A 13,032-nucleotide genomic window follows, 5' to 3' on the forward strand; every position below is an offset into this window, starting at 1 on the left:
CATGAATAAGGCCTTTCACCCGCTGTTTTTAGGCGTGGCCTGCACCCTGTCCGGCATCGCCCGGGCAGACGATTTTAATCAGTTGCCTCCACCGACACTGAGCCAGGCAGAAAGCAAGGCCTATACCCTTTACCTGACATTGTCAGTTAACGGTAATAAAAATCCTGATCTGGTCCCGGTATCGGTGAACAACGGACATTTTCTGGTGGGCGCCGCCGTTTTAAGAAAAAACTATCTTAAGTTCCCGGCCACGTCAGGGGTCGTGGATGTCACTCAACTCGCCGGGGTGCATGCCTCTTATGACAGCGCCCGGCAGCAACTGAACCTGCGGGTCCCTGATAACTGGCTGCCTGAACAGTTTCTGGGTAACCGTCAGCAACAGAAAGACCCGGTTCCGGTCACCAGTCATGGCTTGCTGCTCAATTATGATACCTACAGTCTGAAATCGGCCTCCGGCACAGCCACCACCAGTACCCTTTTAGAAGGCCGGTTCTTTAGCGATGAAGGCTCGCTTTCACAAAGTGGCGTCTGGCGAACGACGTGGCAAGGCAACGATAACTCCCCGCAAGGGTATATGCGTTATGACACGACCTGGAAATACAGTGATGTTAACCGGTTAATCAGTGTTCAGGTCGGAGATTTCATCAGTGACTCTCTGACATGGAGCAATTCCGTTCATATGGCCGGGTTACGGGTCAGCCGCAACTTCGGTGTTCGTCCGGACCTGGTGACTTATCCGTTATTAAACTGGTCAGGTTCAGCGGCCGTCCCCGGAACGGTAAACCTGTTCGTTAACGGCTATAAGACCAGCAGCCAGTCTGTGAATGCCGGTCCGTACACACTGACTAACATCCCCTTTATTAACGGTGCCGGTGAAGCTACCGTCGTGACGACAGATGCGCTGGGTCGTCAGGTTTCAACCACTCTGCCGTTTTACGTATCCAATAAATTACTTGCCCGCGGACTGAGTGATTTTGATTTCTCTGCCGGGGCATTACGCCGGGACTATGGGACAAAAAGTAATGATTACGGCGAAGGTGCCTTCAGCGGTATTTACCGTTACGGCCTGACGAATCGGATCACCGGCTCAGTACACAGCGAAGCCAGCGAAAAATTATGGCTCGCCGGCGCAGGGGCTGACTTTACTCCAGGGCAATGGGGAACCCTCAGTCTGTCGGTTAGCCATAGTCAGTACAACAGCCGGCAAAACGGGGAGCAGTATACCTCCGGCTGGTCCTATTATGGCCGGCACTGGAGCATGAATCTTCAGCATATCAATACCAGCGGCACTTATCTGGATCTGTCAAATGACAGTAATGACGCCCCTTCCAGCCACAGCTCAGACCAGGCCACCTTCAGTATTACCCCCGCAGGCCAGACCACCGGAACCTTCGGACTGGGTTATTTCGCTATCCGGGCGGATGATGGCATTCGAACCCGGCTGGCTAACGCTTCATGGAGTCACGCCCTCGGCCGCAGCGCCAGCTTCAGTCTGAGTCTGAGCCAAACGTTAAGCAGCCATGCATTGACCGGCGTAGCGCAATTGACTATCCCATGGGGGGATCAGGCTACGGTGAATGCCACCGCAAATCAGGACGCCAATGGCCAGGTCACCGGACAGATCGGTTACACAAGCGCCGCACCGGTGGAAGGTGGCCTTGGATGGACGGTCGCCCACTCCTTCACGAAGGAGAATTATAACCAGGCAAACCTTACCTGGATAAACCGTTATTCGACGCTCAGCGGCGGGTTCTATGGCGATGAAAATAATGTCTCCCGGTGGATGGAAGCCAGTGGATCTCTCATTGCGATGGATAATGATTATTTTCTTTCCCGGCAAATCAACGATGCTTTTATTGTGGCAGATACCGACGGCTATCCGAATACAGAAGTCAGTTATGAAAATCGCCGGGTCGGGGTCACCGATAAACAGGGACATCTGCTTATCCCCTGGGTTTCCGGCTGGTATGCAGGGAAAGTCTCTATCGATACCATGAATTTGCCGGCGGATATTGATGCTCCGGTGCCGGAAAAACGGGTTGCTGTACGTGAGGACAGTGGTGCCATTGTGCACTTCCCTGTTATGCGGGTACGCTCAGCGATACTGACCCTCACCAATGATCGGGGACAGCCTTTGCCGCTGGGCACTCAGGTGACCGAACTGAACAGTGGTCAGTCCGCCGTCATCGGCTATGACGGCCAGGCCTGGTTATCGCATCTTGGCAGAAAGAATCGCTTAGTGGTCACGACCCCGGACGGTGAATGTCACTATTCCTTTACCTTACCTCAGGAAACCCGGCTCCCTGCCGCCATAGGCCCTATAGAATGTCACTTCCCTTCAGTAAAGGAGCCGATAAATGACCGGTAATGCTTTCATCCTGCGGCTGGCAGGACTCTTATTACTCTGTTTTTCTCATCTCTGTCTGGCCGACTGTACGGCCAGTTCGGCGAGCGGGAGCTTCGGCTCGCTCAGTTCATTCACCCTGGCCAGTACCGCTGAAACCGTGGAGACCGGTTCCGGCTTTACCTGTACCGGCGGGCTATTAACGTTATTAAGTACGGATACGATCACCGCGACTATTGCCTCCTCGGCAGGAGAAAATGGCAGCACACCACAGATGACCAGCGCATCGGGCAGTGCTATTCCTTATACAATATGCGCTAGTTCCGGTTGCGGCACGACCTATACCATAGGTCAGACTATCACCTGGAACTCTACCTCACTACTCGGGCTACTGGGGCTGTTTGATGCCAGTGACGGTTCTTTACCTCTGTATATCCACACTACCGCCGGCCTGAATGTACCGGCCGGAACCTATACCGATACCATCACCATCGACTGGCATTACAATATCTGTTTTATCGGCCTGCTGGGGATCTGCGCGTATACCACGGGAGATACGACTTCAGCCGTCACCTTAACCGCGATAGTGACTAATGATTGCACTATTGAAGAGGCGCCGGATGTCAGCTTCGGCAGTGCAGCATTACCGGCAGACTTCTCCCCGGTGGCCAGTGCACTGACTATCCTGTGCACAAAAAATGCCGCCTATACCGTCAACCTGAGCAGCAGTAATCCGGTCAGCGGGGACTGGCGACAGATGTCATCGGCGATTGACGGGTCGACACACTATTTGCTTTACCAGCTTTATCAGGCGGATGGCACCGCCTGGACACCCGAAAATGACCAGAGTGAAACAGGCACCGGCGAGGATCAGACCGTCAATTATACCGCAAAGGTGGACAGCTCTCAGACCAATCAGCCTGCCGGCAGTTATACAGACACCGTGACCGTGACTGTCACCTATTAACACCAGTCCCCCGGAGGAGGAAAATATCAGGCAGGTACTCTACTCAATCTGCTGTATTTCACCCCCGGGGGTGATCCGCCAGCGGTGCTGACAAAAAGATAACAGCGGATTGTCCTGCCGGCTGTCACTGTAGCCGCTGAATAGCACTAACGGATGCCCGATACGCTTTTCCAGCTGGGTTACTTTTTCATGCCCCAGACAACGCAGTGTCAGTACCCTTCCGCCAAAACGCCTCTCCATACGGGTCGCAATCAGATTCACCGCTGGCAGGAAATCACTCTGCTGATAGACCTGTTCGACCAGCGATTGCGGAGAACCGGTAATCAGCCAGACACTGGTATCACTGGCTTTCAGATACTCATTAAGACGCTGCATCACCCGGGGGAATGGCGTCACACGCTGACGGAACCAGCGGCAGAAATCAGCATCCTGCTGCCGCAACGCTGCCTCACTCCGTCCGGCTGTTATTGACCAAAGTAACAGACTTATCGGCCAGCGTGCAGCCCTGCCACAAAGCAGCAACCCGGAAATAATCACCGGAAGTAACGGAACCACCAGCAACATATTTTGCGGCTGCCTGGCCAGCGAAAAACGGAGATAGCAACCAAATAAGTCCTGTTTATGCAGAGTGCCATCAAGATCAAAGAAAATGACCCGTTTATCTTGTTTCTTCATCAGTAGATTCCCTTAGCCGGTATCCGGTGACGGACGGTATCGTCACTGAGAAGCATAATGTAAGCCACATGCCGGAGGCAGAAAAGCGCTTTATCCGTTTGCCCTGCCCCGGAAGGGGGAAGTTGTCAGGCGAATTCCCCCCTGCGATCAATCACCGCAACCGGCCTCTTTTAAGCATAGGAATGCCTTCCCGGGTAATGCTACCAACTTATTGATTTAGTCTATGCTGGTGTTTTTGAGGTGCTTTTATGGCTTCCATTCCCGTGCGTTGTCCCGCCAGTGCCGGGACTGAAGGCGTAGTTCGTAACGGTAAAAGTACTGCAGGTCATCAGCGTTATCTCTGCAAGCCGTGTCGTAAGACATGGCAACTCACTTTCACCTATACAACCCCCCAGCCCGGTAACCACCAGAAACTCATTGATATGGCTATGAATGGCGTTGGATGCCGGGTATTTTTACGACTTGCTATAGCTTTTTTTCACTTTATTATGGGCATCAGTTATAAACTCGAACCGATACTTTTCACCGTTTAGGACATAAATTAATTCATAATTCGTACTATTTTTAAGAATCAAGGGAATGCAGGTATCATGATATTTTTTCGCGATATTATCTTCTGTTAAAATAGGTAGCGCATAACTATTTTCAGACGAACTTAAAGAATAATATTCCAGAATATCACCGGGGGCCGATGCTATACAAACCCGGTTTTCATTTACGGTTGCGCTGCCCTTTTTATGAAATGCAAGTCTGTCGCCAGCGCAACCCGCCAGCAAAAAAAGGGAAAAGAATAACAAAAAATTTTTTATCATTGAGGAGATCCTTTTAAAACCCCTTGATATTTCGCAGCCAAATATTTCACAGATTGAGACGAATCATAATCTTTATAATTTATCATTCTTTTGTTCTTTACGAAGCCAAATTTCATTAGCAACCAATCATCGGACACTATTGAAGCCTGCTGCTCCATCGAATAACCAGATAAACTTTTCTCATCAAGGCTATATTTATAATTCGCAGCCCATGAAATCAAACCACGCATTCTGACGTGCATGCCACGCTGATATTGCCTGACGTGCATCATTTCATGTATAAACAGATGCTGGTAATCAACCGAAGCTATAGAGTAATCATCACGATAAACGTTGGTTTCAAACCATATCTCACCATTCGGTGTCATCGCGGTATTATTTCCCTGCATACCAAATGCCAGATAGCTACCGTGATGAACCCATACCCGATTGTATTGGATGCTGTGACGGTATAGCTCAGTTGCCAGACGAATTTCACCCGAAGTTAATAATCGCAAACCACCTCTTTTAAGCATAGGGACTCCTTCCCACATAACATCCATCTATTTCAGGTTAACTCTATAACATGAGGCAATTTTATGTCCAAGATATTATGGCTTGATCTCGAGACTTTCAGCGAAGTGCCCATAAAAAATGGAAATCATGCTTACGCCGAAAACGTGGAGGTTATGCTGTTTGCCCGGGCTGTCGATACCGCGCCGGTACATTTATGGGACGTGACCTGTGTAAGTAGACCTGTTTTAGTTCCAGACACTTTTTGAGGTTTCCGGTTTTCAGTCATCAATCGGTATTCTTCCGGCATCAGATTATTCAGGGATTCATGAGGTCGCTCGCGGTTATATTCTGTCAGCCACCGATCTGTTTCTCCCGTACTTCATTCAGTGCTCTGAACAGATAAAAATCCAGTATTTCAGTCCCGTATGTCCGGTTAAATCGTTCAATAAAAGCATTCTGAGTGGGTTTCCCGGGCTGAGTAAACTCCGGATATACACCATGCTCTTCAGCCCATTAAGCCAGTGTCAGTGAGATGAATTCCGGCACATTATCCGCCCTCAGTTTAGGGAACTCTGCATAGAACGTAACCTTACCGGCGTTACTGAAATATATGCGTAAATAGCTCTCTTTTTCATACTTAGATCGTTATCCCTGGTGCTTGATGCTGCCGCAACACAGATTCGCATGTGTAAGCTTGTGTATGGCGGCTAACATCCTTCCCAACGCTCCAGGTCGCTCAACTGACCGTCATCATTGGGCTTTTCGGGGTTCTGTGATACAGTGCGCGCCATCGAAATCCCTCGCCTGTGCCGGAATCGACAGGCTCATACGCGAGGTTCTGCAGGTCTGTAGTGATACTTTTAGGTAACGCCGGTAAGTCTTCGTTGTCTCGGGTATTTCACTGAAAGATCGCCTGCGATCCAGCAAGGCTGGCAACCTGTGTAACTCCCGGATAAACAGACAAAAAAGGTAAGTGACTGAAGTGGCTCTGTTAATTACAACACGTTGTATCAACTGCGATATGTGTGAACCTGAGTGCCCTAATCAGGCCATCTCAATGGGCGAGACGATTTATCAGATAGATGTAGATCGTTGTACAGAATGTGTCGGCCATTATGATGCACCGACCTGTCAGAGCGTCTGCCCGATCACCAATACGATTATTACTGATCCGCAGCAGACAGAAACGAAAGACGCATTATGGGAAAAGTTTGTCACCCTCTGGCATTCTGCCTGAGCAGGGATAACCCGGCTTAACTTTCCAGGATCACCGTTGCGCAGGCATACCGCCGTTCATCCGCCAGGGTGACATGCACATGCTGTACACCCAGCGTTTCGGCCAGAACATTCGCCTGACCGAAAAAACGCAGGCAGGGTTTGCCAAGCGCATCGTTATAAACTTCAAACTGATTAAATGCCAGGCCCCCGCGAATACCGGTCCCGAACGCCTTTGCCACCGCTTCTTTTACCGCAAAACGCTTCGCCAGAAAACGCACAGGCTGGTGGTGTTGCTGATATTGCTGCCATTCAAATCCGGTCAGTACCCGTTTCGCCAGCCGGTCGCCGGAGCGGGTTATCACCTGCTGGATACGCTCTATCTCAACAATGTCTGTCCCTAACCCCAGAATAGCCATTAACGACGCGCTTCCCTCAGCAGAGCTTTCATCTCGCTGACCGCCCCCGCCAGACCACTGAACACTGCCTGCCCGATAATGGCATGCCCGATATTCAGCTCATAGATCTGCGGGATGGCGGCCACCGGTAAGACATTGTGATAGGTCAGCCCGTGCCCGGCATTCACTTTTAATCCACGGGATGCGGCATATTCGGCTGCCTGACGGATACGCTCCAGCTCAGCGTCGCGGACCGGGCCTTCTTCTGCTTCAGCATAGGCACCGGTATGTAATTCAATATAAGGTGCACCGGCGGTGACTGCCGCGTCAATCTGCTGCTGATCCGGGTCGATAAACAATGAGACCTGAATCCCCGCCTGGCTCAGACGGCGCACAGCCTCATTGAGTTTCTCCTGCTGACCGGCAACATCCAGCCCGCCTTCGGTAGTCACTTCCTGACGCTTTTCCGGTACCAGGCAGCAAAAGTGCGGCACGGTATCACAGGCGATATTCAGCATTTCTTCCGTGACGGCCATTTCCAGGTTCATACGTGTCTGAAGGGTCTCGCGTAACATACGCACATCACGATCGGTGATATGGCGGCGATCTTCACGTAAGTGCACCGTGATCCCATCCGCACCGGCTTGTTCTGCGACAAAAGCCGCCTGCACCGGGTCAGGGTAACGGGTGCCTCTGGCATTTCTTAACGTGGCGATATGGTCAATATTGACCCCTAGCAGTAACTCCGTCATACAATCCTCTGTCTTAAAATAACGATACAACGCACGGCCCGGTCACTCCTGCGACGGGGTGGCAGGGCCGGCGGGTAACGTAAATTGCCGGAATAATTCCTGGCTCTTTAATGGTTTCCCCCCAAGATAAGGCTTCAGGGCCATGCGTGTAAAACGTTTTGCGGCTTTCAGGGTGTCACTGTCAGGAAATTCCCGGTCAGACAGTGCCATCAACTGTCGGCCGGTAAAACTGCGCTGATTCAGCACCAGGCTGGCAATAAAGCCCTTCTCTTCACGATAACTGTAAGTCATGGTTTCTGTTACCGGTTCGCCACTGCCCGCACAATGCAGGAAATCCACGCCATAGCCAAGGTGCCCCAGTACCGCCAGTTCAAACCGCCGCAATACAGGCTCCGGCGTGCCGGTGGCTGAGGCCAGCCCCTGGAGGCAATAGAGATAATCGAAGAAGAGTTCGTCGAAGGGAATTTCCTGCCCGAGCACACGGGAGAGCAGTTCATTGACGTATAAGCCGCAATAGAGATAACGGCCACTGAGCGGTAACGCCAGGGTCATCGCTTCAGCAGTATGCAGGGTTTTCATTTCCCCTTTGCCGGACCATCGGGCCAGCAACGGGGTAAAAGGCTGTAAGGTGCCCTTTAAGCGGGAGCGTTTAGAGCGGGCCCCTTTAGCGATAACCCGCACTCGCCCCTCATTTTCACTGAACAGATCCAATAGCAGGCTGGTTTCGCTGTAGGGGCGACTATGCAGCACAAAAGCACGTTGCCAGCCTTCCATCAATTACAGATCGTCAGTATAACCCAGGCTGCGCAACGCACGTTCGTCGTCCGCCCATCCGGATTTCACTTTCACCCAGAGTTCCAGATGTACCTTAGCCTCGAACATCTGTTCCATATCTCTGCGGGCTTCAATACCAATGGTTTTGATACGTGAGCCTTTGTTACCAATTACCATTTTTTTCTGGCCTTCACGTTCCACCAGAATCAGGCCATGGATATCGTAACCGCCACGATCATTGCTGACGAATTGTTCAATCTCGACCGTAACTGAATAAGGCAGTTCGGCACCGAGAAAACGCATCAGCTTTTCGCGGATAATCTCAGAAGCCATAAAGCGCTGAGAACGATCGGTCACATACTCTTCCGGGAAGTGATGATCGGCTTCCGGTAACAGCTTATGCACGATAGCGGCAATGGTATCGACATTTTTTCCTTCTTCTGCCGAAATCGGTACCACATCCATAAAGTCCATCTTCTGACTCAGCATCTGGATATGCGGCAGCAGAATGGATTTATCCTGCAGATTATCAACTTTGTTAATCGCCAGCAGGACCGGGGCTTTACCGGCCTTCAGTTTACCCAGAACCATTTCATCATCATCGGTCCAGCGGGTGCCTTCAACCACAAAAATAACCAGCTCAACATCACCGATGGAACTGCTGGCTGCACGGTTCATCAGACGGTTGATCGCCCGCTTTTCTTCCATGTGCAGCCCCGGCGTATCCACATAGATAGCCTGGTAGTTATCACGGGTATCGATACCCATGATACGGTGCCGGGTGGTTTGCGGTTTGCGCGATGTGATAGAAATCTTCTGCCCCAGTAACTGGTTCAGAAGCGTAGATTTACCGACATTCGGACGGCCGACAATTGCGATAAAACCGCAATGGGGTGCTAATTCGCTCATTCAATTCCTAACTTAATCAGTGCCTGCTCGGCAGCTGCCTGTTCTGCTTTACGGCGGCTGGAACCAACACCAACTACCGCTTCATCCATTCCGCTGACCTGACAGTGAATGGTAAATTCCTGGTCATGGGCTTCACCGCGCACCTGCACTACCAGGTAAGAAGGTAATGGCAGATGGCGGCCTTGCAGAAACTCCTGCAAGCGGGTTTTTGGGTCTTTTTGCTTATCGCCAGGGCTGATAGCCTCCAGACGACTCTGATACCAGTTAAGGATCAGCTTTTCTATTTGCTGAATATCACTGTCGAGGAAAATTCCACCGATCAGAGCTTCAACAGCATCGGCAAGGATAGATTCACGGCGGAATCCGCCGCTTTTCAGCTCTCCCGGTCCTAAACGCAGACACTCACCTAATTCAAATTCGCGGGCCATCTCAGCCAGGGTATTTCCCCGCACCAGGGTGGCACGCATACGGCTCATATCGCCTTCATCAACACGCGGAAAACGCTGATAAAGTGCATTAGCTATCACATAACTCAGAATTGAATCGCCCAGGAATTCAAGCCGTTCATTATGTTTGCTGCTGGCACTTCGGTGGGTTAACGCTTGCTGTAATAATTCTGCTTGAGAAAAAGTATAGCCCAGTTTTCGCTGGAGCTTATTAATCAGGATGGGGTTCATGCGTTTCCAGTCTTATATTACGTCTGTTACTCTGCACAAGGAACAGGGCTGAGACAGCTCTCTCTGTTTCGTGTGCAGTGGCCTTTAAGCCATGTTCAGAAACAAGGCCCGTAAAACGGGCCCGCGTGGAGATTAATGGATACCACCGATACGGCTGAGGCGCACCCCGGTAGGCCATTGACCTTCCTGTTTGTTAAAGCTCATCCAGATAGCGACGGCTTTACCGACCAGGTTCTTCTCAGGGACAAAGCCCCAATAGCGACTATCGGCGCTATTATCACGGTTGTCACCCATCATAAAGTATTCGCCGGCTGGCACAACCCAGGTCGCAGGCTGCTGGCCTGGTTGCTGGTAATACTGACTGACCTGACTTTGAGCTTCATTGATCAGTAGAATATTGTGCGTTACATCGCCCAGTGTTTCTTTACGGGTTCCGAGACGTAACCCGCCCTTCATGCTCTGATCCAGGGGGACCTGATAGAAGCCATTACCGACTTCGTTACCGTCGAATCCGCTAAAAGTCTGGATAAACTTGCTCGGTTCCATATCACTGTACGTCACCGGTACCGCATTCCCGCAATGGCCTTCGCCACATCCCGGGATGATGGTCAGTGTTTTACTGTATGGGTCGAACACAATCTTATCACCCGGCAGACCGATGACCCGTTTGATGTAATCCACGCTCGGGTCTTTCGGATATTTAAATACCGCAATATCACCCCGTTTCGGATGCCCGGTCGGGATCAACGTCGTCTGCGTAATCGGATCTTTCAGTCCATAAGCAAATTTTTCGACCAGAATAAAATCTCCAATCAGCAACGTCGGCATCATCGAGGCTGAAGGGATCTGGAAGGGTTCAAAAATAAATGAACGGACAATAAATACCACAAACAATACCGGGAATACCGACACTGCTGTTTCAATCCAGCCAGGCTTACGATTGATAGTATCAAGTGCTGAATTATCCAGCCCATTTTCTGTCTGTGCCTGCGCCTGTTGTTGCTTCAGGCGACGAGCAGGTGCCCATTTAAATTTATCAATACACCAGATGATTCCGGTCACCAGTGTAGCCAGTGCCAGAATCAGTGCAAACATATTTGCCATGCCAGGTCCTTATTTATTGTCCTTACCCACATGCAGAATAGCCAGAAACGCTTCCTGAGGTAATTCAACGTTACCTACCTGCTTCATACGTTTTTTACCGTCTTTCTGCTTCTGCAACAGCTTCTTCTTACGACTGACGTCACCGCCATAACATTTGGCGAGTACGTTTTTACGTAACTGTTTCACTGTTGAACGGGCAATGATGTGATTACCAATCGCGGCCTGAATCGCAATATCAAACTGCTGACGTGGGATCAGTTCTTTCATTTTTTCAACAAATTCACGTCCGCGATACTGCGAATTATCCCGGTGGGTAATCAGTGCTAATGCATCGACACGCTCTGAGTTAATCAGAACATCGACACGTACCATGTCAGAGGCCTGGAATCTTTTGAAATTATAGTCCAGAGAAGCGTATCCCCGTGATGTTGACTTCAGACGGTCGAAGAAGTCGAGCACCACTTCAGCCATCGGGATATCATAGGTTAATGCGACCTGGTTTCCGTGATAAACCATATTGGTTTGGACACCGCGTTTCTCAATACAAAGTGTAATGACATTCCCCAGGAATTCCTGCGGTAATAACATATGACACTCTGCGATTGGTTCGCGTAATTCTTCAATGTTGTTCAGAGGTGGCAATTTGGAAGGGCTATCCACATAAACGATACCACCATCGGTGGTCTGAACCTCATAGACTACCGTAGGTGCGGTAGTGATCAGGTCGAGGTCATATTCGCGTTCCAGACGTTCCTGGATGATTTCCATGTGCAGCAGGCCCAGGAATCCGCAACGGAAACCAAAGCCCAGAGCCGTCGAGCTTTCCGGCTCATAGAATAACGAGGCATCGTTCAGGCTCAGTTTACCCAGAGCATCCCTGAAGGCTTCATAGTCGTCGGAGCTGACCGGGAACAGCCCGGCGTAAACCTGTGGCTTCACTTTCTTAAAGCCGGGTAACGCTTTTTCGGCTGAATTTTTGGCACCTGTCAGGGTATCCCCGACCGGAGCGCCCAGGATGTCTTTGATTGCGCAAACAAGCCAGCCAACTTCACCACATTTCAGTTCGGTACGGTCTACCCGTTTTGGCGTGAAAATACCGAGACGATCGGCGTTATACACCTGACCGGTACTCATCACCTTAATTTTTTCGCCTTTGCGCATGGTGCCGTTTTTGATACGCACCAGGGAAACAACCCCCAGATAGTTATCAAACCAGGAGTCAATGATCAGTGCCTGCAGCGGGCCTTCCGGATCACCTTCCGGTGGCGGGATATCACGGACTAAGCGCTCCAGTACTTCCGGCACACCGACGCCGGTTTTGGCAGAACAGCGAACCGCATCGGTCGCATCAATCCCGACGATATCTTCAATTTCCTGAGAAACTTTGTCCGGGTCCGCTGCCGGCAGGTCAATTTTATTCAGTACCGGCACCACTTCCAGGTCCATTTCCATGGCGGTATAGCAGTTAGCCAGCGTCTGAGCTTCCACGCCCTGCCCTGCATCGACCACCAGCAATGCCCCTTCGCAGGCCGCCAGTGAACGGGAAACCTCATAAGAGAAGTCGACATGCCCCGGAGTATCAATGAAATTTAGCTGATAAGTCTGACCATCCTGAGACTTATAATCGAGGGTGACACTCTGCGCTTTAATGGTAATGCCACGTTCACGTTCCAGATCCATTGAATCCAGGACCTGAGCGGCCATTTCGCGATCAGTTAATCCGCCACACGTCTGGATCAGGCGATCGGAAAGCGTGGATTTACCGTGATCGATGTGCGCGATAATGGAAAAGTTTCTTATATGCTTCATTTATATGAATATCTTCGCGTAAAAACGTCTGTTGAATACCAGGGCACAGAGATGATAAGTAACATCACTCGTTACTCGTATTGAGTCAGCCTCATTAATGA

Annotated in this window: 13 protein-coding genes and 3 pseudogenes; 4 read left to right on the plus strand and 12 right to left on the minus strand. The window is 50.6% G+C overall.

What is annotated here, in order from left to right; genetic code table 11:
- The first annotated feature begins 1 nt into the window (after position 1).
- Both CG67_RS14750 and CG67_RS14755 read left to right on the plus strand, forming a co-directional pair.
- Positions 2-2,368, plus strand: coding sequence for a fimbria/pilus outer membrane usher protein (locus CG67_RS14750; protein WP_025903706.1), 2,367 nt, complete (start codon positions 2-4; stop codon positions 2,366-2,368).
- Positions 2,358-3,311 (plus strand): spore coat protein U domain-containing protein, encoded by a 954-nt coding sequence (locus tag CG67_RS14755; protein ID WP_025903707.1) that lies wholly within the window; start codon positions 2,358-2,360, stop codon positions 3,309-3,311. Before CG67_RS14750 ends, CG67_RS14755 begins: the two co-directional genes overlap by 11 nt.
- Positions 3,312-3,350: 39 nt before the next feature.
- On the opposite strand, the gene yfhb is transcribed toward CG67_RS14755, so the two are convergent.
- On the minus strand, positions 3,351-3,986 hold the full coding sequence (yfhb, locus tag CG67_RS14760) for a phosphatidylglycerophosphatase C (RefSeq protein ID WP_025903708.1): 636 nt from the start codon (positions 3,984-3,986) through the stop codon (positions 3,351-3,353).
- Between the two features lie 248 nt (positions 3,987-4,234).
- Here yfhb and CG67_RS17665 point away from each other — a divergent pair.
- Positions 4,235-4,450: pseudogene (locus tag CG67_RS17665) on the plus strand (IS1 family transposase); the annotation flags it as partial.
- Here the strand turns inward: CG67_RS17665 and CG67_RS18430 are convergent.
- The 4 genes and pseudogenes from CG67_RS18430 to CG67_RS18590 all read right to left on the minus strand — a co-directional run.
- Positions 4,442-4,798 carry a putative T6SS immunity periplasmic lipoprotein gene (locus CG67_RS18430; RefSeq protein WP_025903709.1) on the minus strand — a complete coding sequence of 119 codons (357 nt, stop codon included), beginning with the start codon at positions 4,796-4,798 and terminating at the stop codon, positions 4,442-4,444. The pseudogene CG67_RS17665 and the gene CG67_RS18430 overlap by 9 nt on opposite strands.
- Positions 4,795-5,313 (minus strand): type IV secretion protein Rhs, encoded by a 519-nt coding sequence (locus tag CG67_RS14770; RefSeq protein WP_084764983.1) that lies wholly within the window; start codon positions 5,311-5,313, stop codon positions 4,795-4,797. Before CG67_RS14770 ends, CG67_RS18430 begins: the two co-directional genes overlap by 4 nt.
- A 225-nt stretch (positions 5,314-5,538) precedes the next feature.
- Positions 5,539-5,857 (minus strand): annotated as a pseudogene (locus CG67_RS18435) (transposase); the annotation flags it as partial.
- Positions 5,855-6,084: pseudogene (locus tag CG67_RS18590) on the minus strand (recombinase); the annotation flags it as partial. The pseudogenes CG67_RS18435 and CG67_RS18590, both read right to left, overlap by 3 nt.
- A gap of 191 nt (positions 6,085-6,275) precedes the next feature.
- Between CG67_RS18590 and CG67_RS14780 the strand changes: the two are divergent.
- Entirely contained in the window at positions 6,276-6,530 is a 255-nt protein-coding gene (locus CG67_RS14780) for a YfhL family 4Fe-4S dicluster ferredoxin (protein ID WP_025903712.1), read from the plus strand.
- A gap of 16 nt (positions 6,531-6,546) precedes the next feature.
- On the opposite strand, the gene acpS is transcribed toward CG67_RS14780, so the two are convergent.
- The 7 genes from acpS to lepA form a co-directional block, all read right to left on the minus strand.
- Positions 6,547-6,927, minus strand: a complete 381-nt coding sequence (gene acpS, locus CG67_RS14785) for a holo-ACP synthase (protein ID WP_025903713.1) — start codon at positions 6,925-6,927, stop codon at positions 6,547-6,549.
- The gene (gene pdxJ, locus CG67_RS14790) at positions 6,927-7,658 is read right to left on the minus strand and encodes a pyridoxine 5'-phosphate synthase (protein WP_025903714.1); all 732 of its coding nucleotides are present in this window, start codon (positions 7,656-7,658) and stop codon (positions 6,927-6,929) included. The genes acpS and pdxJ overlap by 1 nt, the downstream gene beginning before the upstream one ends.
- 42 nt (positions 7,659-7,700) lie before the next feature.
- On the minus strand, positions 7,701-8,432 hold the full coding sequence (recO, locus tag CG67_RS14795; RefSeq protein ID WP_025903715.1) for a DNA repair protein RecO: 732 nt from the start codon (positions 8,430-8,432) through the stop codon (positions 7,701-7,703).
- Positions 8,433-8,435: 3 nt separating this feature from the next.
- Positions 8,436-9,341 carry a GTPase Era gene (gene era / locus CG67_RS14800; protein ID WP_025903716.1) on the minus strand — a complete coding sequence of 302 codons (906 nt, stop codon included), beginning with the start codon at positions 9,339-9,341 and terminating at the stop codon, positions 8,436-8,438.
- A complete protein-coding gene (rnc, locus tag CG67_RS14805) occupies positions 9,338-10,018 on the minus strand; it encodes a ribonuclease III (RefSeq protein ID WP_025903717.1) in 681 nt (226 codons plus the stop codon). The genes era and rnc overlap by 4 nt, the downstream gene beginning before the upstream one ends.
- Before the next feature lie 132 nt (positions 10,019-10,150).
- On the minus strand, positions 10,151-11,122 hold the full coding sequence (lepB, locus tag CG67_RS14810; protein ID WP_025903718.1) for a signal peptidase I: 972 nt from the start codon (positions 11,120-11,122) through the stop codon (positions 10,151-10,153).
- Between the two features lie 9 nt (positions 11,123-11,131).
- The gene (gene lepA, locus CG67_RS14815) at positions 11,132-12,931 is read right to left on the minus strand and encodes a translation elongation factor 4 (protein ID WP_025903719.1); all 1,800 of its coding nucleotides are present in this window, start codon (positions 12,929-12,931) and stop codon (positions 11,132-11,134) included.
- Positions 12,932-13,032 lie beyond the last annotated feature (101 nt).

This window comes from Tatumella sp. UCD-D_suzukii, assembly GCF_000611875.2.
Classification (GTDB): domain Bacteria; phylum Pseudomonadota; class Gammaproteobacteria; order Enterobacterales; family Enterobacteriaceae; genus Tatumella; species Tatumella ptyseos.